At 69.0% G+C, this 22,536-nt stretch carries 23 protein-coding genes; 17 read left to right on the forward strand and 6 right to left on the reverse strand.

The window, feature by feature from the left end; all coding sequences use genetic code 11:
- Positions 1-160 precede the first annotated feature (160 nt).
- The 5 genes from ACTWP6_RS22850 (at position 161) to ACTWP6_RS22870 (ending at position 4,633) form a co-directional block, all read left to right on the forward strand.
- Positions 161-673 (forward strand): mycothiol transferase, encoded by a 513-nt coding sequence (locus ACTWP6_RS22850; RefSeq protein ID WP_443188862.1) that lies wholly within the window; start codon positions 161-163, stop codon positions 671-673.
- A gap of 47 nt (positions 674-720) precedes the next feature.
- The gene (locus ACTWP6_RS22855; RefSeq protein WP_443188863.1) at positions 721-1,272 is read left to right on the forward strand and encodes a PA-phosphatase; all 552 of its coding nucleotides are present in this window, start codon (positions 721-723) and stop codon (positions 1,270-1,272) included.
- Positions 1,256-2,785, forward strand: coding sequence for an aldehyde dehydrogenase family protein (locus ACTWP6_RS22860; RefSeq protein ID WP_260756784.1), 1,530 nt, complete (start codon positions 1,256-1,258; stop codon positions 2,783-2,785). Before ACTWP6_RS22855 ends, ACTWP6_RS22860 begins: the two co-directional genes overlap by 17 nt.
- A gap of 62 nt (positions 2,786-2,847) precedes the next feature.
- Positions 2,848-3,705 (forward strand): polyphosphate kinase 2, encoded by an 858-nt coding sequence (ppk2, locus tag ACTWP6_RS22865; protein WP_443188864.1) that lies wholly within the window; start codon positions 2,848-2,850, stop codon positions 3,703-3,705.
- Positions 3,706-3,766: 61 nt separating this feature from the next.
- Positions 3,767-4,633, forward strand: coding sequence for a hypothetical protein (locus tag ACTWP6_RS22870; RefSeq protein WP_260756786.1), 867 nt, complete (start codon positions 3,767-3,769; stop codon positions 4,631-4,633).
- A 73-nt stretch (positions 4,634-4,706) separates the two neighbouring features.
- Here the strand turns inward: ACTWP6_RS22870 and ACTWP6_RS22875 are convergent, their stop codons facing one another.
- Together ACTWP6_RS22875 and ACTWP6_RS22880 are read right to left on the reverse strand one after the other, a co-directional pair.
- Positions 4,707-4,862 carry a hypothetical protein gene (locus tag ACTWP6_RS22875; RefSeq protein ID WP_443188865.1) on the reverse strand — a complete coding sequence of 52 codons (156 nt, stop codon included), beginning with the start codon at positions 4,860-4,862 and terminating at the stop codon, positions 4,707-4,709.
- Between the two features lie 124 nt (positions 4,863-4,986).
- Positions 4,987-7,599: a LuxR C-terminal-related transcriptional regulator gene (locus ACTWP6_RS22880; RefSeq protein ID WP_443188866.1), complete on the reverse strand. Its 2,613-nt coding sequence runs from the start codon at positions 7,597-7,599 to the stop codon at positions 4,987-4,989.
- 111 nt (positions 7,600-7,710) lie between these two features.
- On the opposite strand from ACTWP6_RS22880, the gene ACTWP6_RS22885 reads away from it, so the two are divergent.
- Positions 7,711-8,034 (forward strand): hypothetical protein, encoded by a 324-nt coding sequence (locus tag ACTWP6_RS22885; RefSeq protein ID WP_443188867.1) that lies wholly within the window; start codon positions 7,711-7,713, stop codon positions 8,032-8,034.
- A 58-nt stretch (positions 8,035-8,092) separates the two neighbouring features.
- On the opposite strand, the gene ACTWP6_RS22890 is transcribed toward ACTWP6_RS22885, so the two are convergent.
- From ACTWP6_RS22890 to ACTWP6_RS22905, 4 genes are all read right to left on the reverse strand, one after another.
- Complete coding sequence (locus tag ACTWP6_RS22890) at positions 8,093-8,413, reverse strand: hypothetical protein (protein WP_443188868.1); 321 nt, start codon at positions 8,411-8,413, stop codon at positions 8,093-8,095.
- Positions 8,410-9,063 carry an LpqN/LpqT family lipoprotein gene (locus tag ACTWP6_RS22895; RefSeq protein ID WP_443188869.1) on the reverse strand — a complete coding sequence of 218 codons (654 nt, stop codon included), beginning with the start codon at positions 9,061-9,063 and terminating at the stop codon, positions 8,410-8,412. Before ACTWP6_RS22895 ends, ACTWP6_RS22890 begins: the two co-directional genes overlap by 4 nt.
- 2 nt (positions 9,064-9,065) lie before the next feature.
- Positions 9,066-11,102, reverse strand: a complete 2,037-nt coding sequence (locus ACTWP6_RS22900) for a prolyl oligopeptidase family serine peptidase (protein ID WP_260756794.1) — start codon at positions 11,100-11,102, stop codon at positions 9,066-9,068.
- Positions 11,103-11,190: 88 nt separating this feature from the next.
- Complete coding sequence (locus ACTWP6_RS22905; RefSeq protein ID WP_443188870.1) at positions 11,191-13,023, reverse strand: NAD(P)-binding domain-containing protein; 1,833 nt, start codon at positions 13,021-13,023, stop codon at positions 11,191-11,193.
- 141 nt (positions 13,024-13,164) lie between these two features.
- Between ACTWP6_RS22905 and ACTWP6_RS22910 the strand changes: the two genes are divergently transcribed.
- The 11 genes from ACTWP6_RS22910 (at position 13,165) to ACTWP6_RS22960 (ending at position 22,536) form a co-directional block, all read left to right on the forward strand.
- Positions 13,165-14,217, forward strand: a complete 1,053-nt coding sequence (locus ACTWP6_RS22910; RefSeq protein ID WP_443188871.1) for a 2,3-butanediol dehydrogenase — start codon at positions 13,165-13,167, stop codon at positions 14,215-14,217.
- Entirely contained in the window at positions 14,214-14,993 is a 780-nt protein-coding gene (locus tag ACTWP6_RS22915) for an acetoin reductase (protein ID WP_443188872.1), read from the forward strand. The genes ACTWP6_RS22910 and ACTWP6_RS22915 overlap by 4 nt, the downstream gene beginning before the upstream one ends.
- A gap of 23 nt (positions 14,994-15,016) precedes the next feature.
- Positions 15,017-16,351, forward strand: coding sequence for a GAF domain-containing protein (locus tag ACTWP6_RS22920; protein ID WP_443188873.1), 1,335 nt, complete (start codon positions 15,017-15,019; stop codon positions 16,349-16,351).
- Positions 16,344-16,835, forward strand: coding sequence for a DUF779 domain-containing protein (locus ACTWP6_RS22925; RefSeq protein WP_396885010.1), 492 nt, complete (start codon positions 16,344-16,346; stop codon positions 16,833-16,835). Before ACTWP6_RS22920 ends, ACTWP6_RS22925 begins: the two co-directional genes overlap by 8 nt.
- Before the next feature lie 103 nt (positions 16,836-16,938).
- Positions 16,939-17,217, forward strand: a complete 279-nt coding sequence (locus tag ACTWP6_RS22930) for a putative holin (RefSeq protein ID WP_260756800.1) — start codon at positions 16,939-16,941, stop codon at positions 17,215-17,217.
- On the forward strand, positions 17,210-17,599 hold the full coding sequence (locus ACTWP6_RS22935; RefSeq protein WP_260756801.1) for a hypothetical protein: 390 nt from the start codon (positions 17,210-17,212) through the stop codon (positions 17,597-17,599). Before ACTWP6_RS22930 ends, ACTWP6_RS22935 begins: the two co-directional genes overlap by 8 nt.
- A gap of 57 nt (positions 17,600-17,656) precedes the next feature.
- Positions 17,657-19,231 carry an ABC transporter substrate-binding protein gene (locus ACTWP6_RS22940; protein WP_443188874.1) on the forward strand — a complete coding sequence of 525 codons (1,575 nt, stop codon included), beginning with the start codon at positions 17,657-17,659 and terminating at the stop codon, positions 19,229-19,231.
- Positions 19,232-19,332: 101 nt separating this feature from the next.
- Complete coding sequence (locus ACTWP6_RS22945) at positions 19,333-20,286, forward strand: ABC transporter permease (RefSeq protein WP_443188891.1); 954 nt, start codon at positions 19,333-19,335, stop codon at positions 20,284-20,286.
- Positions 20,283-21,083, forward strand: coding sequence for an ABC transporter permease (locus ACTWP6_RS22950; RefSeq protein WP_443188875.1), 801 nt, complete (start codon positions 20,283-20,285; stop codon positions 21,081-21,083). The genes ACTWP6_RS22945 and ACTWP6_RS22950 overlap by 4 nt, the downstream gene beginning before the upstream one ends.
- Positions 21,077-21,922 carry an ATP-binding cassette domain-containing protein gene (locus tag ACTWP6_RS22955; protein WP_443188892.1) on the forward strand — a complete coding sequence of 282 codons (846 nt, stop codon included), beginning with the start codon at positions 21,077-21,079 and terminating at the stop codon, positions 21,920-21,922. The genes ACTWP6_RS22950 and ACTWP6_RS22955 overlap by 7 nt, the downstream gene beginning before the upstream one ends.
- The gene (locus tag ACTWP6_RS22960; RefSeq protein ID WP_443188876.1) at positions 21,919-22,536 is read left to right on the forward strand and encodes an ABC transporter ATP-binding protein; all 618 of its coding nucleotides are present in this window, start codon (positions 21,919-21,921) and stop codon (positions 22,534-22,536) included. Before ACTWP6_RS22955 ends, ACTWP6_RS22960 begins: the two co-directional genes overlap by 4 nt.

Consider the following 22,536-nt stretch of genomic DNA (forward strand, 5'->3'; position numbering starts at 1 on the left):
GGATCGTCGCCGCGCCCACCCCTCCAACTCGGCCCGCTCGTCAGTGGTCAAGACAATCTTCGCGGCATGAGGTGTCGGCACAACCCAGTCTAACAACTAGATCGCAATTAATGACTCAGGACACTAGAGGCGGTCTTCCACGGGGCGTAGCTTGGCGGGCATGGCCGAAATAGATGCCGCCAGGGAACTGCTTCGCGACTCGTTCACCCGCCTCATCGAGCACGTCGACGACCTCACCGACGGGCTGACCGACGAGGTGGCCTATTACCGGCCGGCGCCGGACGCCAACACCATCGCGTGGCTGATCTGGCACAGCGCCCGAATCCAGGACGCCCAGCTGTGCGATCTTGCCGGCGTGGAACAGGTGTGGTTCCGCGAGGGCTGGGTGGACAAGTTCGCCCTCGATCTGCCCCGCGACGCGCACGGCTACGGGCACACCCCCGACGAGGTGGCCAAGGTGCGCGCACCGGCGAAACTCCTCGCCGGCTACTACCATGCGGTGCACAAGCTTTCGCTGGAATACGTCGCGTCGGTGACGGCCGACGAACTCGCCCGCATCGTCGACCGCCGGTGGACCCCACCGGTGACGGCGAGCGCGCGGTTGGTCAGCATCATCGACGACGCCGCGCAGCACCTCGGCCAGGCGGCCTACATCCGGGGTCTGGTGCGCTGAGGCCGCTGATCAGGTGGTGGCCGGCGATCGGTCTGGCCGGGCTGATCGTGCTCGGCCTGGCGGTCGGCAAGGGTTCGACACCGGTCGACGACTGGTTTCAGGAACTCGGCCGTCGGCACCCGGAACTCAGATACCTGTTGCTGGCCAGCGACGGCCGACTGCTCATGGCGGTGTCGGCGGTCGTCATCGTGGCGGCGCTCATCCAGCGGCGACGGCGGCTCGCCGTGATCGCCGCGGTGACGCCGCTTGCCGGCGTGCTGGCCGCCCGACTGGGCAAGACCCTGTTCGGGCGAGTGAAGGAAGGCGGGTTGTGCTATCCGAGCGGGCACACGACGGTGACGGTCGTGGTGGTGGCGATGACGGTTCTTCTTGTGGGCGTGACGGTGTGGGCTGTGGTGGGCGCCGCGGCATTCCTGGCGCTCGCGGTGATCGGGCAGGCCGTCGCCTATCACTACTTCACCGATGCGGTCGGCGCTCTGTTGCTGGGCAGCGCGCTGGCGTGCCTGGCCGTGCCCGCCGCGAGACTTGACAGGCGTCAAACCCGAATGCGGGCTGGATCACACCGGTCGTTAGCATGGAGGAATGACAGCGACGTCTGACGCCGGCACCTCCACCGATTTCACCGGCACCGCAACGATCAGGAACCCTGCTACCGGCGCGATCGCCGGAGAGGTGCGCTGGACTGATCCCGCCGACGTGACCCGAGTGGCGGCCGGCCTGCGCACCGCTCAGCGGGAGTGGGAGGCGCGCGGCGCCAAGGGACGCGCGAAGGTGCTGGCCCGCTACGCGGTGTGGCTGGGCGAGCACCGGGACGAGATCGAGCGGCTCTTGATCGCCGAAACCGGCAAGTCGGCCGGGGACGCGGCACAGGAAGTCCCGCTGATCATCATGATCACGTCGTACTACGTCCGGACCATGGCCAAGGCGCTGGCGCCGGAGTCCCGCCCGGCGTCGCTGCCGTTCCTGTCGATCAAGAAGATCACCGTGCACTACCGGCCCCGCCCGGTCGTCGGCATCATCGCGCCGTGGAACTACCCGGTCGCCAACGCGTTGATGGATGCGATCGGCGCGCTCGCCGCGGGCTGCGCGGTGCTGCTCAAACCGTCCGAGCGGACCCCGCTGACCGCCGAACTGCTGCTGCGCGGCTGGCTGGACTCCGGCGGCCCCGACGTGCTGGCGCTGGCCCAGGGCGCGCGCGAGGTGTCCGAGGCCGTCATCGACAACTCCGACTACATCCAGTTCACCGGATCCAGCGCGACCGGTGCGAAGGTCATGGAGCGGGCCGCGCGCCGGCTCACCCCGGTCAGCCTCGAACTCGGCGGCAAAGACCCGATGATCGTGCTCGAAGACGCCGACGTCGACCTGGCCGCCCACGCCGCGGTGTGGGGTGCGATGTTCAACGCCGGGCAGACCTGCGTGTCGGTTGAGCGGGTGTATGTGCTCGAGCAGGTCTACGACCAGTTCGTCGCCGCCGTGGTCCGCGACGTGCAGAACCTGAAGATGGGTGCGGGGGACGGGCACGCCTTCGGCGCGCTGATCGACGACAGCCAGGTCGAGATCACCGCCCGCCATGTTCAGGACGCGCTGGCCAAGGGCGCCCGCGCGCTGACGGGCGGCAAACGCGGAACCGGGCCCGGCAGCTTCTACGAACCCACCGTGCTGGTCGACGTCGACCACTCGATGGCCTGCATGACCGAGGAGACGTTCGGGCCGACGCTGCCGATCATGAAGGTGTCCTCGGTCGAAGAGGCGGTCCGGCTGGCCAACGACAGCCCCTACGGTTTGTCGGCGGCGGTGTTCTCCAAGGACGTCGAGCGTGCTGAAGCGATTGCGGTGCAACTGGATTGCGGCGGGGTGAACGTCAATGACGTGATCTCCAACCTGATGTGCACCACCGCCCCGATGGGCGGCTGGAAGACCTCGGGGATCGGTGCCCGCTTCGGCGGGCCCGAAGGTCTGCGCAAGTACTGCCGGATCGAGACGGTGGTCAGCCCGCGCACGCGCGTCGGCGCGGGCGGCAACTACTACAACAACTCCCCGCGCGCGCTGAAGCGGATGAACACGCTGATGACCAAACTCGCGTTGATCCGTCCGCGGCGGGTGGCGAAGTAGCTCATCCCGGCTGTTCACCGGCGCGTCACCTCCCGGTCCGTCGTGGTGGGTAGCTTGCGCCGGTGACTCTGGACCTGTCCGGCTACACCGTCGTCGACGACGATGACGACGACCCCGTCCTGCTGCTGCAGCCGAGCGGGCAGGTCGTCGACACCTGGCGCGAGAACTATCCGTATGACGAGCGGATGAGCCGGCCGGAGTACGAGGAACAGAAGCGCCTGCTGCAGATCGAGCTGTTGAAGCTGCAGAAGTGGAGTCAATCCCACGGGCACCGGCACGTCATCGTGTTCGAAGGACGTGACGCAGCGGGCAAGGGCGGCACCATCAAGCGGTTCATGGAGCACCTCAACCCCCGCGGCGCCCGGGTGGTGGCGCTGGAGAAGCCCACCGAGAAGGAACGTACGCAGTGGTACTTCCAGCGCTATGTGCAGCACCTGCCGTCGGCCGGTGAGATGGTCCTGTTCGACCGGTCCTGGTACAACCGGGCCGGTGTGGAGCGGGTGATGGGGTTCTGCACATCGAAGCAGCATGCCGAATTCATCAGGCAGGTGCCGCTCTTCGAGCAGATGCTCGTCAACGACGGCATCAGCCTGACCAAACTGTGGTTCTCCGTGACGGCGTCCGAGCAGCGCACCCGTTTCACGATCCGTCAGGTCGACCCGGTGCGGCAGTGGAAGCTGTCGCCCACCGACCTGGCGTCGCTGGACAAGTGGGATGCCTACACCGCGGCCAAGGAGGACATGTTCGCCTGGACGGACACCGAGACCGCGCCGTGGACGGTGGTCAAGAGCAACGACAAGAAACGTGCCCGGATCAACGCGATGCGGCACGTGCTGAGTAGATTCGACTACGACAACAAGGACCATGACGTGGTGGGCAGGCCCGATCCGCTCATCGTGGGGCGCGCCCTTTCCGACTGAGCCCGCGCGTCCCGGAGCCGCCACGGCGGCGACCCGCAGCAGGAGACAGGAGGACGCGTCCGTGCGCTTTCTCGCCGCGCTGCTGCTGTGGCTGCTCACGACGGTCGCGCTGGTCGCGGCGGTGCCCGCGGTGTGGGTGCAGACCCACGTCGTGTCCGAGGACGGCTACGCGTCGCTGGCCGCGGCGGCTGCCGGAGACCGGCGGCTGCAGGACGCGATGGCCGCCGAGCTGACCACCCAGATCGTCGCTCTGGGCGCCGCCAACGGTTATCCGCTCAATCCTGAGCTGGTTCGGCAGGTGGCGGAGTCCTATACGCGCAACTCGGGTTTCCCGGGACAGTTCGCGCAGGCCAACCGCATCGCGCATCGGTGGATGTTCACCGGGGCCGTGCCCAGCGGCAACTCCACCGACCAGTGGCTCATCGACGTCGCGCCGATGCTGTCCGACCCGTCGTTCTCGGCCACGCTCGGCAACCTGGACCTGCAGATACCGCCCACTCTCACGGTGCCCATCACCGTGGACACCCCGCAGTTGCAGCCCGGCAAGCTGAGGTGGTTGGCGACCTGGGGGCCGTGGGCCAGCGTCGGCGCCGCGGTGCTCACCGGCGTGTTCGCGCTGCTGACCCTTGCCGCGGCCCGGTCACGCGGCAAAGCACTTACCGCGCTTGGTGTCTCGGCCCTTCTCGTCGGCGCCGCAGGGTGGGCGGCCATCGAGGTCGGCGGTAGGTACGTGGACGCCGCGCTGAACCGGACGACCGGCAACATCCGGACCGTGGCCGAGGTGATGGTGGCCGCCGCCGAGAACAGCCTGCATCAGTGGCTCAACTACACCCTGCTCGCCGGCGGCGGGCTGGTGATCCTCGGAGTGCTCAGCGCCGCGGTGGGCGGCGCGCTGCGCCGGCCCGCATCACCAGCCGTACGTGCCTGACGACCGCTCCCCGCAGTGCCGCCTCCACCTCGGCCGGTTACACGACCATCGGCGGGGCGGCGCACGCGTGCGTCTACAGTCGGTCCATCTCGCGCGACAGCAACGCACTTTCGACGAAGTTCAGGTGGTGCGGGTGGCCGTGCAGATCCCAGTCGGTGCGGACGCGCCTCGGATGATGACTTCTCCAGTGCACCAGCGCTTTAACTCTTGCAGGCATGGTGATCGTCATCGTCGTACTCCCCTCGATCAGTTGCGTGTATGTCATCGTCGTCCCCGTCAGTGGCACTCGACATCAGTAGCGCCGTACTGACCTTTGACGCACCCGTTACCCGTGATTTCTGAGGGGCGAGCTGTCAGCTCGGCTGACGCTTGACGTGGTCCAGCAGGCCGGCGAGCTCGTCGCGGCTGGTGGTTCCGGTCTTGGCCATGGCGTTGTAGATGTGGCTCTCCACGGTGCGCACCGACAGCTGAAGCCGGTCGGCGATGTCACGGTTGGACATCGGCTCGGTGAGCAGCATGACGATCTCGCGTTCGCGATCGGTCAGCGGCAGCCGTTCGACGGCCTGCCGGAGCGCGGGTGTGCAGGCTCCACCGGCGGTCCGGGCGAGGGTCTCGGCGCGTGCCGAACACCGCAGAGCGGATCCGCGCAGGCTCTGCTTGCGGAAGCACACGGCCGCATAGGCGGCCGCGTCGACGGCAGCGACCAGGTCGCCCATCTGTTCGAAACTCCCTGAGAGAGTTTCCAATTGCGGGGCGTCGGCACGCCCCAGGGCGGCGGCGAACAGGCTGGCGAGCTCGACGCGGGGGCCCTCGACGATGCAGCGGAGTTCGGCCAGGCGCGGGGCGGTCGAGCTGTCACCGAACTGGGTCGCAGTCTGCAGGCACAGCACCTCCGCGGCGAATTGCTGCCGGCGGCAGGCTGTTTCGGCGGCGGCGCGGACCGTCTCGATTGCGTCGCTGGTGGCGCCTTTGCAGCAGGCCACCCATCCGCCGGCGATCGCGCGGGCGTAGTCCAGATACCGCCAGCTCGGATGGACGGCGTGTTCCAGGCACTCGAGCGCGACCGCGGCGTGCTCGGTCAGGCCCCGCATCGCCAGCGCCGTCGTCAGCAGAATCCGATAACGGTAGTTGAAACCGGTGGCCGGATTCCGCGTCGCCGCCCGCTCGACCACCTTGGTGAGCAGTGCGCACGCCCGGTCGAGGCCCCCGGCGGCCAGGGCGGCCTGACCGCTGACCGCGACCGCTACCTGACCGAACGGCGCAGCCCGGGAGTTGATCGCCTGGTCGCGCATCAGCGCCGCGACCGCCTCGGCGTCGGCGATCCGACCGGCCAGGGCCAGCGCGTTGGTGTGTGCGTCCGCGATGATGATGAACGCGCGCACCGGGATCGGATATCCGGCCGTGGCGGCGGCGACGGCCTCGGTGGTGCGTCCGCCCTCACCGTGCGCCACCGTGACCGCCCACGCGGTCAATCTGCGCTGGAAGTCGTCGGGCAACTGGGCCGGCTCGAACGCCGCTGCGCACTCCAGGGCGGCTGTCGGATTGCCCATGCCCGCCCAGTACACGCAGCTGAAGGCGTTGAGCGACGGGTGTTGCGGGATCGCGAGGGCTGAGACGTCGTCGATCAACTCCTTGGCGCGCCGCGGCCGGGCCATCGTGAAGAACAGGTTGACCGCGCGCAAGAACGTCAGCCGGGCTCGGTCCCGGTCCGTGAGTCGGGTCGAATCCACCTCGGCGAGAAGTTCTTCGGCTTCACTGCCCGCCCCCTGCAGTGACAGCACGAAAGCCCTGACGATACGCGCTTCGGGTCCTCCGCCGGCGCGGATGGCTCCCTCCGCCAACCGGTCCGCCAGTGCGAGGTCCATCATCCAGGCCGCGCCGCGGGCGGCGGTGAGCAGCAGATCGACATCGGGCGGCAGATCGGAGTCCAGACTCAGAGCGCCGCGGCGCACCACGGTGTGGATGTCGTCGTGGTGGTCGGAGCCACCCAGCTCGGCGCCCACCAGTCCTCGTAGCCGCCGCAATGTCGTCTGCGGCGCCCGGCTCCGGCGCACCTCGCCGTAGAGCGGATGCGCGAGCCTGACCTCGACCGTGTCGCCGCCGGGTTCGAACGAGACGAGCCCCCGGCGGTCGGCCTCTTCGATTGCGGCCGGATCGGTGATTCGGGTCAGGGACCGCATCGCGATCGGCTCGCCGACGGCGACGACGTCGACGACGGTGCTGACCGCGTCGGACAGCCCGCCGATGCGGGCCTCGACGAGCTCCACGAGGCGCCGCGGGATCACGGGGTTGCCGTGCCAGGCCCACACACCGCCGCGGACCGCCAGCCGCCCGTCGGACACCTCCTGTTCGACGATGTTGCGCAGGTACAGGGGATTGCCGCGGGTCAACGTCCACAGCCGGTTGACGGCATCCGGATCCAACTGTCCGCCAAGGGTTTCCGAGAGAAGTCTGGCGGTCTGTGACTCCGAGAGGGGGCCGACCTCCAGCCGGTCGAGCTCTCCGCACTTCCACAGCTCCTGGGTGGCCGCGGGAACGGGTTCGTCGTCGCGGACCGTCAGCACCACCTGCGCCAGTCCGCGCTGGATGGTCTGATGGACGACGACGGTGGACAGGTCGTCGAGCAGCTGGACGTCGTCCACCCCGAGTGCCACGGGGGCGCCCTCGGGCGAGGCGGTCAGCGCCGTGATCACGTCGTGGATCAGTTGCAGGCTGTCGTTGCCGGATGCTCGGGCCCACGGTGTGAGCGCACCCAGCGGCAGGTTGCGCGCGGCCGAGGTGCCGACCACCCAGCGCACCTGCCATCCGCGAGCGGTGAACGCCGCGAGCGCGTCCCGCACGATGCGGCTCTTGCCGACACCCGCCGGACCGCTGACCACGATGCCCGCCGAGGCGGAATCCAGCAGCGCGGCTTCGATCTGTCGCGTCTCATCGGAGCGGCCGGTCAGCGGCCATGTCAACCGCACACGCCAAGCCTAGAAGCCTGAGCTGCGCGAGATAAAGAGGTTCTCGGGTACCGAAATCTCGGTACCCGAGTACTGATGTTCGGGCTCGGAGCTGCAGCAACACTGAAATCCATGACGATTGACACGACGGCCATGCGGGCTCTGCCTTGTGTTTTCGACGCCGGGCTACCGATGTTGGCTTACCACCACGTGGAAGACCCGCTCGAAGCCCATCGGCTCATCGCGCAGGCGCGAGCGTGTGGCCCGATCGCGATCGGTAGCCATGGACCGGAATTGCTCAGCTATCACCTTGCGCGCAGGGTGTTGCGTGATCCCCGGTTTCGGGTGCCGCGGGGAGTGTTTCTGTCTTCACAAGGAATGCCGTCCGGAGGACTGGCAGGCGTTCTCGGACTGGACCGACGACATCTTCCTGGCATTGCGCTGGACAGCCGCTGAGAACCAGTGTCGTATTCCGGTCGCCTTCGACGCCGCCTGATCCCGGCGGCCTCCGTGGTCACCCTCGGGGCGGTGGATCGGGTTGCCGGTACGGCTCGTAGGCCGAGTGAATTCGTCCGCCGATTTTGATGTTGGGTGTGCGGAAGTACGCCCAGCCGGTCATCAGGATCACCGCGGCGGCGGTGAACGCGACCGAACTCTGCACGTCGGGCAGACCCCCCAGGAACAGCAACAACACTCCGAGAACAGTTCCAGCCCAGTAGATTCGGCGTTTTCTCGCGCGAGCCGCCACCGTGGCGGTGTCCCATCCCGGGACGACGGCGCCGAGGAGCAGCGCGAGGGCGCCCGAAGCCAGCAACACCCACGAGACGGTGCTCATGAACTCGGCAACAGCATCTGGAACCCGTCGACGATCTCTTGGGAATCCTTGACGTATTTCGGGTTGATCGGGTCGGTGGTCTGAATCGTCAGCGTCGCCAGGTACGTAGCGCCGCCCGCCTCGGCCGCGACCGCATGCATGATGATCGGCCGCTCCGGGGCCGGCCCCAGCGTGGGAGCCGTGTAGTGAGTTGTCTCAGAGGGGAATCCGCAGGTGGTGTTGTCCTGGGTCTCCAGATCGAAGGCGCCCATCAAGGTCTTCAGGTTGCCGCGGTTCTGCTCGAATATCTCGTCGGGCGACGGATTACCGCGGGTCGATTCCAGGGTGACGACGGCATTGGTGGCGAAGCGGTCGGCCACCAGATCGGTCGAGACGATCGTGTAGCGGATGATCTGGCTGTCCATCATGGTGTTGCGCTCCCAGCCGTCCGGTACCGGGATACGCAAGCGTGGTTCACGGGCGTCGTCGCTGGGGATGTCCTCCAGTGGCGCGTCCACCGCCGTGCACAGGCCCTCGCCGCCGCCGGATGTCGCCGCCGCGGGTGCATCGCCCACCGCCGTCACCGCCGTTCCGGTGATCTGCTCTGCGCAACCGGTCAGTGCCAACGTCGTCACCGCGACGGCGAATAGCGGCCTCCATGGCGCGGTCATGTTCAGTGCCCGCTCAGCGTTCGGTGCAGGAATTCGAAGATCAACGCCGAACGGAACGCGATCTGCGGGTTGTCGGAGGCGCCCGCATGGCCGCCCTCGATGTTCTCGTAGTAGCGCACCGGGTGCCCGGCGGCCTCCAGCGCCGCGGTCATTTTCCTCGCGTGACCCGGATGCACCCTGTCATCGCGGGTGGACGTCGTGATGAGCACCGGCGGGTAGCGCTTGTCGGCCGAAATGTTCTGATACGGCGAATATTCGGAGATGAACGCCCAATCCTCGGGATCGTCGGGGTCGCCGTACTCGGCCACCCAGGACGCCCCCGCGAGAAGCAGGTGGAACCGCTTCATGTCGAGCAGCGGCACACTGCACACCAGGCCCCCGAACAGCTCCGGGTACTTCGTCAGCATGATGCCCATCAGCAGGCCGCCGTTGCTCCCACCCTGCGCACCGAGCTGCTCGACCGTCGTGATGCCGCGGGCCACCAGATCCTTTGCCACAGCGGCGAAGTCCTCGGCGACCCGGTGGCGCCCTTCGCGCATGGCCTGGGTGTGCCAGGTGGGGCCGTACTCTCCGCCGCCACGGATGTTGGCCAGCACGTAGGTGCCGCCGCGGGACAACCACAGCCGCCCCAGCACTCCGTCGTAACCCGGGGTGCGGGACACCTCGAAACCGCCGTACCCGCCGAGCAGCGTCGGGCCGGCTGCCTCGACATGCCGGTGACCGACGACGAAGTACGGGATCTGCGTTCCGTCGTCGGACGTGGCGAAGTGCTGCGAGACGTCGATGTCGGCGGTGTCGAAGAACGAAGGCGCCCGTTTGATCTCGGTGAGCTCACCGCCGGCCGGGCCGTGTAGCAGCCGGGACGGGGTGTCGAAACCCGAAGAGTCCAGGAAGATTTCGTCGCCGAGGCTGTCGGCGCCGACGATCGAGGTGTTGGTGTTGTCCGGCAGCCCGGTCACCGGCTCGGCTGTCCACGGCCCCGGCGTGTAGACCTGCACTCGGCTGGCGACGTCGGCCAGCGTGACGACGACCAGGCGATCTCGGGTCCACGCGTAGTGGTGCAGGCAGGTGTGCTCGTCGGGGGTGAACACCACCTGCAGTTCGGCGGTGCCGCCGAGGAATGTCTCGTAATCGGCGGCCAGCAGCGATCCGGCGGGGAAGGGCGTGGTGCCGTAGGTCCAGTCGGTGCGCAGTTCGATCAGCAGCCACTCGCGGTGGACCGAGATGCTGGCGTCGGTGGGGGCGTCGATACGGATCAGCTCGCCGTCGCGCAACTCGTAGACCTGCTCGTTGAAGAAATCGAGCGCGCGGCTGACCAGCGTGCGCTCGAATCCTTCGGTGCGGTCGCGCGAGCCGGCCACCAGCACATCAGATTCCGCACCGCTGAACACGGTTTCGGCTTCCGCCAGCGGCTGCCCGCGCCGCCACCGCTTGACCAGTCGCGGGTAGCCCGACTCGGTCAGCGATCCCTCGCCGAAGTCGGTGCCGACCAGCAGGGTGTTCTCGTCCTCCCAGGAGACCTGTGACTTGGCCTCGGGCAATTCGAACCCGCCCTCGACGAAGCTGCGGGTGAGCATGTCGAACTCGCGCACCACGGCGGCGTCGGATCCACCCCGCGACAGGCTGATCAAGGCCAGTGAATGGTCCGGCTCGATGACGTCCGCGCCGGCCCACACCCAGTTCACGCCGTCGGCCGCCGCGAGTTCGTCGACGTCGATGATGACGTCCCAGTCCGGTTGTTCGGTGCGGTAGCTGTCCAGGGTCGTGCGCCGCCAGACGCCCTTTTGATGTTCGGCGTCGCGCCAGAAGTTGTACAGGTAATCGCCGCGCCGGCGGACATACGGAATCCGCGCGTCGGTGTCGAGCACCTCCAGCGCTTCGGCCCGCATCTGCTCGAAGCGTTCACCGGCGAGCTCGGCCAGCGTCGGTTCGTTGTGCTCGCGCACCCACCTCAGCGCGTCGTCGCCGGTGACGTCCTCTAGCCAGAGATGCGGGTCGGTGTCGGTGTGCTCGCTGCGGGTATCCGTCACGCCACCCATTCTGCGCAACCGCCGAAATCGCATTCCATGCGGGCGTCAGGCAACTTGACGCGCGTGGAATGCGATTTCGGCGGAAGCTGAGCCGAGTTCAGCTGAGGTGGTGAACCTCCTGCAGGCCGTACACCGGGGTCGGCATCCCCTCGAAACGGGCCTTGAGCTGCAGCGCCAGGTACAGCGAGTAGTGCCGTGACTGGTGCAGGTTGCCGCCGTGGAACCACAGATTGGGCTGCTGGGTGGGCTTCCACATGTTGCGCTGCTCGCCCTCCCACGGGCCCGGATCCTTCGGGGTGTCGCTACCGAGACCCCACACCTTGCCCACCCTGTCGGCAACCTCTTGGCCGATGAGGTCGGCGGCCCACCCGTTCATCGAGCCGTAGCCGGTCGCGTACACCACCACGTCGGCGGGCAACACGGTGCCGTCGGCGAGCACCACCGAGTCCTCCGTCAGGCGGTCGACCTCCCCGTGGGCCAGCTTGATCCGGCCGTCGGCCACCATGTCACAGGCGCCGACGTCGATGTAGTAGCCCGACCCGCGGCGCAGATACTTCATGAACAGCCCGGAACCGTCTGCGCCCCAGTCCAATTGGAATCCGGCTGCCTCCAGCCGGTCGTAGAACTCCTTGTCGCGCTCCCGCATCCGGTCGTACAGCGGGATCTGGAACTCGTGCATGATCCGGTACGGCAACGACGCGAACGTCAGATCGGCCTTCTCGGTCGTCATCCCCGCCGCCAGCGCCCGCTCGGAGTACAGGTCGCCCAGCCCGATGTCCATCAGGGTGTCGGACTTGACGATGTGCGTCGACGACCGCTGCACCATCGTCACGTCGACGCCGTTCTCGTAGAGCGCCTTGCAGATGTCGTGGGCGGAGTTGTTCGATCCGATCACCACCGCCTTCTTGCCGACGTACGCGTCCGGGCCGGGGTGGGCGCTGGAATGGTGCTGGTCGCCGCGGAACACGTCCTGCCCCGGCAGCGTCGGCACGTTCGGCTTGCCCGACATGCCGGTGGCAAGCACCAGTTGAGTTGGGCGCAGGGTCAGTCGCTCGCCGTCGCGGTCGACCTCGACGGTCCAGGTCTGCGACGCCTCGTCGTAAGACGCGGACAGGCAGGTGGTCTTCGACCAGTACGGCACCTCCATCACCCGGGTGTAGAACTCCAGCCAGTCGCCGATCTTGTCCTTCGGCGCGAACACCGGCCAGTTCGGCGGAAACGGCAGGTAGGGCAGGTGGTCGTACCAGACCGGATCGTGCAGGCACAGCGACTTGTAGCGCTTGCGCCACTGGTCGCCGGGGCGTTCGTGCTTGTCGACGACGATCGCGGGCACCCCGAGCTGGCGCAGCCGGGCGCCGAGCGCGATACCGCCCTGCCCGCCGCCGATCACCAGCACATACGGCTGGACCGTCCGGCCCAGCTCCGCGTCCTCGGCGGCCTTCTTCTCGGCCCACGACCGCGGGTCCGGGGCGTCGCCGTGCACCGCTCCCAGCACCCTGGTGGGCCCTTTGCGCTCCTCGTGCCCCTTGAGTTCCTGCAGCGCGGTCAGCAGCGTCCAGGCCTGGTCGGTCCCCGAGTCGCCTTTGAGCCGAAGATGCCCGGTGCCGCGGCCGGCGGCGGTCTCGAACTCGATGAACGCCGAGACGACATCACCGTCGGCAGTGGCGTCCTCGCGGGTCCGGAAGCCGGTCGGGTCCGTCTCGGCCAGCCGTGCGCCCAGCATGTCGGCGATCTGATCGCGGCCTTCCAGGGTCTTGAGATTCCAGGTGAAGGACACCAGGTCGCGCCAGAAGCTGTCCACCGCGAACATGCCGACAGCGCGTTCGATGTCGCGGACGGCCAGCGCCGCCTCGAAATCGGCCAGCCAGTACTCGACCCGCTGTTGCGGGCTCAGCTGGGTGGTGGTCTGAGGGTCAAGAGTCGAAGTCATGTGAGCCAGGACACACCGCTGCTGTGCCGGTCGGCAAGAGTTGCGAAGCGTTGCAATGACACCGAGTGTGCGGGGGCGACTCCCGCTGCAACCCCCTGCAACCCTTTCCCGGTGTGGCCGTGGTCACATAGAAATGCGGCCATGAGAGCAGCGGTGTACTACGGACCGAACAAGCTGGAAGTCGGCGACGTCGCCGAACCCGAACCCGGGCCGGGCACCGTCAAGCTGAAGGTCGGGTTCAACGGCATCTGTGGCACCGATCTGCACGAGTACTACGCCGGGCCGATCTTCGTGCCGACCTCGCCGCATCCACTGACCGGTGCCCAACTGCCGTTGACCATGGGTCACGAGTTCTCCGGCACCATCACCGCGGTCGGCGCCGGGGTGAGCGGCTGGAGTGAAGGCGACCGGGTGGCGGTCGAACCGATCTACAAGTGCGACCGCTGCGGCCCGTGCCGGGCCGGCAACTACAACGTGTGCCAGCAGATCGGCTTCCACGGCCTGATGTCCGACGGCGGCATGGCCGAGTACACCGTGGTGCCGACAGGCATGTTGCACAAGCTGCCCGACCATGTGTCGCTGGAACTCGGCGCTCTGGTCGAGCCGATGTCGGTCGCCTACCACGCCGCGACGCTCGGCGACGTGAAGCCGGGGGACACCGCGATGGTGTTCGGGGCCGGACCGATCGGGATCGGTTTGTGGTTCGCGTTGCGCGGCAAGGGCCTTGATGACGTGCTCGTGGTCGAACCGTCACCGACCCGGCGCGCCGCCATCGAGGCGCTCGGTGCCACCACGTTGGACCCGACGAGCGTCGACGTGCCGGCGTTCGTCGCCGATCACACCCGCGGTGACGGCGCCGACGCCGTGTTCGACGCGGCCGGCGTCACCCCAGCCGTCAGCACGGCACTGGCCTGCATCGGCTCGCGCAGACCGATGATCAGCGTCGCGATCTACGAAAAGCCGCTGGAGACACCGCTGTTGAATCTGGTGATGAACGAGTCCCGAATCCAGGGGTCGCTGTGCTACACCGGCGCCGACTTCGAAGCGGTGATCGCGCTGATGGCGCAGGGCAGGTATGACACCACCGGCTGGGTGACCCGGATCCCGATCGACGACGTGGTCGACGAAGGCTTCGAGGCACTGCATGCCGGCACCAAGATGAAAGTGCTCGTCGATCCGAACGGAGAATCATGACACTCAACGGCAAGGTGGCCCTGGTGACCGGCGCCGCGCGTGGCATCGGGCGTGGCATCGCGCTGCGCCTGGCCCGCGACGGCGCCGACGTGGCGCTGGTTGACGTGGCGCCCGACGGCATCGCGGCCGTCGCCGACGAGATCACCGAGATCGGCCGCAAGGCAACGACGTTCGTGGCCGACGTCAGCGATCGCGAACAGGTGTTCGCCGCCGTCGACCATGCGGACTCTGCGCTCGACGGCTTCGACATCATGGTCAACAACGCCGGCATCGCGCTGGTCGGGCCCATCGCCGACGTCACTCCCGAGCAGGTCGAGAAGCTGTGGGCGATCAACGTCAACGGCGTGCTGTGGGGCATCCAGGCCGCGGTCGCGAAGTTCACGGCGAACGGCACCAAAGGCAAGATCATCAATGCCTCATCGATCGCGGGCCACGACGGTTTCGCGATGCTCGGCCCGTACAGCGCGACCAAGTTCGCGGTGCGCGCGCTCACCCAGGCCGCCGCGAAGGAACACGCCGCCCACGGGATCACCGTCAACGCGTACTGCCCCGGCGTCGTCGGCACCGACATGTGGGTCGAGATCGACAAGCGATTCGCCGAGCTGACCGGCGCCGCCGAGGGGGAGACCTACGAGAAGTTCGTCGGCGGTATCGCGCTCGGCCGTGCCGAGACACCCGAGGACGTCGCCGGCTTCGTGTCCTACCTGGCCGGCCCGGACGCCGACTACATGACCGGCCAGTCCGGCTTGATCGACGGCGGCCTGGTCTACCGCTGAGATGGGGAGCACTATGGGTACCGATGCCCAGCAATGTCGGCAGCTCGCCCGTGCCTGAACCCGCGGTGGCCGTCGGGGAAGACCCGCGCGACTACGCGCGGCTGATGTCGGCTGTCTACGACGCGACGATGGCCGGCCACCGGGCGCCGGCGCGGCCCCGGGACGTCATCGGCGACTCCTGGCAGCGCCTGATGGCCAGCGGCATGCACAACCGGACCCGCGATGACCACACGCCGACGGTCGTCGAAACCGGTGCGCTGGAGATGCTGCGCCGGTCGTCGGGGCTGATGGAGGTGCTCGACGAGATCTCTCACGGGCTGGAGTCGCTGGTCGCCGACGGGGACAACATCCTCGTCGTGGCCGACGCCCACGGTCGGGTGCTGTGGCGTTCCGGGTCGCCGGCGGTGCTCAGCAACGCCGACCGGCTCGGCTTCGTCGAAGGTGCGAACTGGGGTGAGGGCGCGGTCGGCACCAACGCGATCGGCACTGCGCTGGTGTCGCAACGCGCCGTGCAGGTGTTCTCCGCCGAGCACTTCCTGCGCAGCCATCACCCGTGGACGTGCGCGGGCGCGCCGATCCGGGATCCCCGCACCGGCCAGGTCATCGGCGTGGTGGACGTGTCCGGCCCGGCGGCGACCGTGCACCCGACCACCGTCGCGCTCGTCGACGCCGTCGCCCGGCTGGCCGAATCGCACCTGCGGCAGGAACACGACCGCACCCTCAACCGGCTGCGGGCGGTGGCCGCCCCGATCCTGGCGCGGATGGGCAGTCCCGCGCTGGCCGTCGACACCGAGGGCTGGGTGGCCGCCGTCGACGCGATGCCCTTGCACAACCGGATCCTGTTACCCGAACAGATGGAGCCGGGACGGGTCTGGCTGACCGCGCTGGGAATGTGCGCCGTCGAACCGCTCCCCGGTGGGTGGCTGGTGCGCTTGGCCGAGCCCGACGGCGCGGACGCGCGGGTGTCACAGGTAACCCTCGACTTCACCGATCCGGACTCGCCGTCGCTGATGATGACCGGACACTTCGGCAGCTGGCGCCACGACTTGACCCTGCGGCACGCGGAAATCCTTTGTGCACTGGCTATTTCACCGCAGGGTCGAAGCGCGCCGCAGCTCGCCGAGGACCTGTACGGCGACCGGTCCCGGGTGGTCACCGTGCGCGCGGAGATGTCGCGGCTGCGCAAACAGTTCACCGGACTGCTCGCGGCGCAGCCGTACCGGTTCGCCGGCTCGATCGACCTGCAGGTGCACTACCCGGCCGACTGTCGGCTGCTGCTGCCACCGTCAGTGGCCCCGGCGATCCGCACTGCGCGCACGGCCGGCGCAACCGCGACGACGAAGGGCGAGAATGGCTGACGTGGAGATCCCGAAGCGGGCACTGGTGACCGAGGCCGCGGCCGAACTGCTGCGCACACTGCAGCAGCGGCACGGCGCGTTGATGTTCCACCAGTCGGGCGGGTGCTGCGACGGGTCGTCGCCGATGTGCTATCCCGCCGGGGAGTTCCTGGTCGGCGACCGCGACGTGCTGTTGGCGGTGCTCGATGTCGGCGAGGACGGGGTGCCGGTGTGGATCTCGGGTCCGCAGTTCGACGCGTGGAAGCACACCCAGCTGGTGATCGACGTGGTGCCCGGGCGCGGCGGCGGCTTCAGCCTGGAATCCCCCGAGGGCAAGCGATTCCTGTCGCGGGGCCGCGCGTTCACCGGCGACGAGAACCGGGCGCTGGAAGGCGCGCCACCGGTCACCGGGGCCGCCTACGAACGCGGGGAACGGCCCGCGACGAGCGGCACGCACGTCGTCGCCGAAGCGGTCGACGCCTGCGCGCTCCCCGTCGCGGAATAGCATTCCTGGCGGTCAAACCGGCCCGGGTCTCGACCAGGAACGCGCTTCCGCGTTCGGGCGCGCCGCCCGGGTTCGGGCCCGCCGCGGCGTTATCGTCGACATCGTGATCCCGCTGCCCCGAGCATCGGTATTGGCCGGAGTGATGATCATCGGCGTCGCTCTCGGCATGATGGCCGCGCTCGTCGCCGCGGTCGAGGTCACCGCGACCATCCGTCCCGACATCGCCATCGGCGTGGTGATCGGCGTGCCGAGCGTCATCGGGATGTCGGTGATCCTGCTGTCGGGCAAGCGGTGGGTCACCGCCCTCGGCGCGATGATCCTGGCCATCGGTCCGGGCTGGTTCGGCGCGCTGACCGCGATCCAGGTGGCTTCCGGTGGCTGAGCATCAGGTCGCCCTCGACGACCCGGCGGACACGGGGGCCATCCCGCCGCCACCCGCGCAGCCTGTCGCGATCCCCCCGGCCGCGCAGTACATGAGCCGGTGGCGCTTCCTGCTCGTCCTCACCGGCGTGTGGCTCGTCGGCGCCGGGGCCGGCGCCGGACTGTACTTCTGGTGGTTTCACTCGCCGGCCAAGGATGTGCCGGTGTTCGCGGTGTTGGTGTTCGTGGTGGCCTGCGTCGTCGGCAGTCTGCTGACCGCGATGGTGCAGGAGCGGCCCGGCATCGCCGCGATGGCGCTCGCGATGATGTCGGCGCCGCTGGCCGCGGCGGCGGGTGCGGCGCTGCTGTACGGCGCGTACGTGTTCGGCTGGATCCCCAGATAGGCAACCGTCCACCCGGGTAGTTGCGCCGTCATGTAGTTCATGTGTTCAGATAGACACATGAAATTGCGTCCGGCGCTGGTCTGTGTCATGAGCACGCTTGTCGTCACGGCGTGCGCCGGCGAAGCGGACGAGCAGCAGGCCGAGCAGATCGTGCTCGCCGAGAGCTACGAGCTCGGCGGATACAACCCGGTCAACGGCTACTCCGAGTCCGGGGTCTCACCGATCTACGAAGGGCTCTACCGCCCCAGTGCGGACGCCGACAGCACGGTCCCCGGGTTGGCACCGGCGCTGGCCGGTGCGGAACCCGAACCCGCGGGCCCCAACCGTTGGCGCATACCGTTGCGCCCCGGCGTGACGTTTTCCGACGGCAGCGCGTTCGACGCGGCCGACGTCGTCGCGACCTACGCCGCCGTGCGCGACCCGCAGGTGGCATCCCAGATATCGACGTCGGTGGCCCCCATCGTGTCGATCACCGCCGACGGTCCGGGCGCCGTCGTCATCGAGATGGACACCGCCGCCGACCCGAAGCCCTACCTGCTGATCGGCATCCTGCCGTCGGAGAAGGTCGAGGAGACGCCGGCCGCGGACTGGGCGGTCAACACCGCGCCCGTCGGCACGGGGCCATACCGGCTGGACAGCTTGCGGCCTGACCAGGCGGTGTTGGTCGCGCGCGACGACTACTGGGGTCGGCCGGCTCAGGTGAAGCGGCTTGTGTACACCTATACCCCCGACGACAACGCCCGCGCCCAGAGCATGGTCGCAGGCGCGGTGGACGGCACCACCCTGCCGCCGCGGCTGATCGCTTCGATCGACAGCGACGACATCCAGACCGTAGGTGTGCAGTCCGCGGACTGGCGCGGCGTGGCCCTGCCCGCCGGGAACCCGTTCACCGCGGACGTGCGCGCCCGGTTCGCGATGAATCTCGGTGTCGACCGCGCGGCGATGGTGCGTGACGTGTTGGTGGGCTACGGGCGTCCCGCGAGTACCCCGGTGGCGCCGGCGTACGGCGACGCCTACAACCCCGACGCGCAATACGCATTCGATCCCGAGGGCGCCAAAGCCGTTCTCGACGAAGCCGGTTGGCGCCCTGGGGCGGGGCAGATCCGCGAAAAAGACGGAGCGAGAGCATCTTTCGAACTGCTGTACAACGCGCAGGACACCTTGCGGCGTGACCTCTCCGTCGCGTATGCGGCCGCGATGAAACCGCTCGGGGTCGACGTCAGACCCCGCGGCACCAGCTGGGACGAGATCGACACCCGCTTCGGTGACTCGGCGGTGCTGCTCGGCGGTGGCGCGACGCCGTACAGCATCGATGCTCAGGCCTACGACACCTTGCACACCCGGGTGCCCGACTCGTCGCCGTACTCGAACCCCGGGAACTTCACCGCACCGGGCCTGGACAGGATGCTCGAAGAGGCGAGCCGATCGGCCCCCGGCCCCGCGAAAGACCGCCTCTATCGCGACATTCAGTCGAGCTACGCGGCTCAGCCGTCGCAGGTGTTTCTGGTCTTCCTCGATCACGCTTACGCCTATCGGGACCGAGGCTGGAACCAGACGGCGCCGATCATGGAGCCGCACTCGCACGGGGTGTCCTGGGGTCCGTGGTGGAATATCGCCGCGTGGACGCGGTAGGCAGCCGGAGCGTGGACGCGGTGACCTCGGCGGCGGTTTCCGAGGCCGGCGAACATCCCCCGGCGGGACGGCCTGTCCGGCGCTCGCGCGCGGCCGTCCGGTTGCTCGCGGTCCGAACCGCGATCGCGATCCCGCTGACGCTGACCATCTCGGCGGCGATCTTCGCCGTCGCGTCCCTGTCCCCGTTCGACCCGCTGGCCGCCTACCTCGGCGGCAACTACCAGTTCGCCACCGAGGCTCAACGCGACGCCATGCGCGCGGCCTACGCCACCGACCAGCCCTGGTACCAGGCCTGGTTGCAGTGGCTCGGCGGTCTGGTCCGCGGTGAGCTGGGGTGGTCGTCGACGCAGTCCCAGCCAGTGGCCACCGTGCTGGCCGAGCGTCTGCCGTTCACGCTCACGCTGTCCGGTGCAGCGCTGCTGAGCGCGACGGCGGTGGCTCTCGCGCTGGGTTGCGTGGCCGGCATGCGCCGCGGCGGGTTGATCGACCGAGCCGTCACCGGGGTTTCGGTGACGTTAGCGGCCGTGCCGCCGTTCGTGGTGTCGCTGGCTCTCGTGGTGGTCGTGGCAGTGGGTCTGCGCTGGCTGCCAGCCTCCGGAGCTGCTGCACCGGGCGCCGACTACACGGTGGAAGGCATTGTGCGCCATGGCATCCTGCCCTGGGTCGCACTCACGGTGGCGATGATCCCGTGGCTGCTGTTGACCACCCGTGCTGCGGTGGCGGCGAGCGCCGACTCCGACGCGGTGCGCGGCGCCCGGTCACGCGGTGTGCACGGGTGGGCGCTGCTGCGCGGGCATATCGCCCCCGTCTCGGTGCTTCCCACCCTGGCGTTGTTGGGCACCCGGCTTCCGGAGCTCATCGCGGGCGCGGCGATCGTGGAGACCGTTTTCGGCTGGCCGGGCATGGCCGCTGTGCTGGTGGATTCTGCTGCAGCGCTGGACTTTCCGCTGCTCGCTGCGTTGACGGTTGCCGCCGCGGTGGCGGTGCTGGCCGGATCGGCTCTCTCGGATGCGGCTGCGGTCGCGATCGACCCGCGGATCAGGATGGCCGCATGAAGAGGGACGCGCCCTGGATCGTGCTGGGCGTCATCGTCGTCGTCGCGGTGGGGATCCCGCTGGCCGCCGGCGACCAGGTGGCGGACTTCTCCGCCGCGTTGCAGTCACCGAGCGCCGAACATCCTGCCGGCACCGATCATTCGGGCTATGACCTGCTGACGAGAACGGCCGAAGGCCTGCAGATGTCCCTGCTGATCGCCGCGGTGTGCGCGGTTGCGGCCACCGTCCTCGGGCTGGCCATCGGTGTCAGCGCGGCGCTGGTCGGCGGGTGGCTCGACGCGGTGGTGATGCGACTGGTCGACGGCGTCAACGCGCTGCCCCACCTGGTGGTGGGGATCGTCATCGCCGCGATGTGGCGGGGCGCCCCGCTGGCGATCATCGCCTCGATCGCGTTGACGCACTGGCCGGCTGTGGCCCGGGTGGTGCGTGCCGAACTGCTCGCGGTCGCCGAGGCGGGTTGGGTACAGACCTCCCGGCTGGCCGGCGCCTCGCGATGGTTCGTCGCGCGCAGTCACTTGGTGCCGGCGGTGTTGGCGCAGGCACTGGTCGCGATGGTCGTGCTGCTGCCGCACGCGGTGTGGCACGAATCGACGCTGTCGTTCCTCGGGGTCGGGTTGTCGCCGGACCGCGCCAGCCTCGGCACACTGCTCAGCGAAGCCCGTGGCGCCGTACTCACCGGTGCGTGGTGGACTTTGGCGGTGCCGGCGGTGGCACTCATCGCGTCCGCGTTGACCTTCGCCGCGGCAGGCGCATCCGTGCGCGAGCGACACCGCGCACCGGCGGGCCGGGTCTGGTGACCGGCGCGCGGCTGGCCGGTCTGACGGTGGATATCGCGCTGCGACGCGGACGCCGCCCGGACACCGTCAACGTCCTCGACGACGTGAACCTGGAGGTCCCGGCGGGACAAGTCACGGCCCTGATCGGTGAATCCGGTTGCGGCAAGTCACTTGTCGTGGCTGCCCTGTCCGGTCTGCTGCCACCGGGATCCCGGGCCCGCGGCCTCGTGCACATCGGCGACCGCGAACTGCGTCCCGACGACGAACGGTCCTGGCGCGCGTTGCGGGGTCGGCATGTCGGGGTGGTACCCCAGTCAGCGGCGACGTCGTTCACCCCGGTGCGCACCGTCGGTTCCCAGCTCGCCGAGATCAGCGCACGGCTGGGTGTCAGCGGACGCGAAGAGCAAATCGGCGACCGCGGACGCGAGGAGCAAATCGGTGTCCGCGGACGCGAGGAGCAAATGGGCGTCAGCACCCCGGAGCAGTTGTGCGCGGCCGTTGCGCTGCCGGCCGGGGTGGTGCACCGGTACCCGCACGAACTGTCCGGCGGCATGGCTGCGCGGGTCGCGATCGCCGCGGCGCTGGCAGGCCGTCCCGCACTGCTGCTCGCCGACGAACCCACCTCGGCGCTCGACCCCGAGAATGCCGCACTGGTCTGGCGGCTGCTCGGCACCGCGGCCGCCGACGGCGCGGCGGTGCTGGTGATCACCCACGACATGCCGTCGCTGCTGCGCGCCGCGGTGTGCGACGACGTCGCGGTGATGACCCGCGGCACCGTGCGGTCCCGACAACCGCTGGCCGACGCGCTCGCCGACCCCGACCCCTATTTGCGAGCGCTGCTCGGGACGGTGCCGGTGTGAGCGGGATCGAGGCGCGCGGCCTCACGGTGTCCTTCCGCGGCGCGCCGGTGTTCGAGGGTGTGGACCTGGACGCGCCGGCCGGGGCGGTCACCGGTGTCACCGGCACCTCGGGCAGCGGTAAGACGACGCTTCTGCGGGTACTGGCCGGGCTGCACCCCGCCGAAGCGGGCGAGGTCCGCTACGACGGCGCGCCCGCACCGGCGAAGGGGTCGGTCGCGCTGCTGGCCCAGCATCCCCGTCTGGTGTGCAACCCGCGCTGGACGCTGGCCCGGGTCATCGCCGAACCCGCCGTGATCCGCGGACAGCGGCCCGCCGTCGACGAGGTGGCCCGCCGCGTCGGCCTGGAACCGGAACTGCTGGACCGCTACCCGGGCCAGGTCAGCGACGGCCAGCTGCAGCGGGCCTGTCTCGGCCGGGTCCTCACCCAGCGAGCCCGCTTCCTGCTGTGCGACGAGCCGACCGCGATGCTGGACCCGATCGCCACCGGGTCGGTGGTGTCGCTGCTGGGCGAGTTCGCCGCCGACGGCGCCGCGGTCGTGCTCGTCAGCCACGACCCCGCGTTGGTCGACGCCCTGGCGGCGCACGCACTCGCCTTGCCGCGCCCATTAGGGTGA

It is taken from the genome of Mycobacterium sp. 4D054, from assembly GCF_052245755.1.
GTDB lineage: Bacteria > Actinomycetota > Actinomycetes > Mycobacteriales > Mycobacteriaceae > Mycobacterium.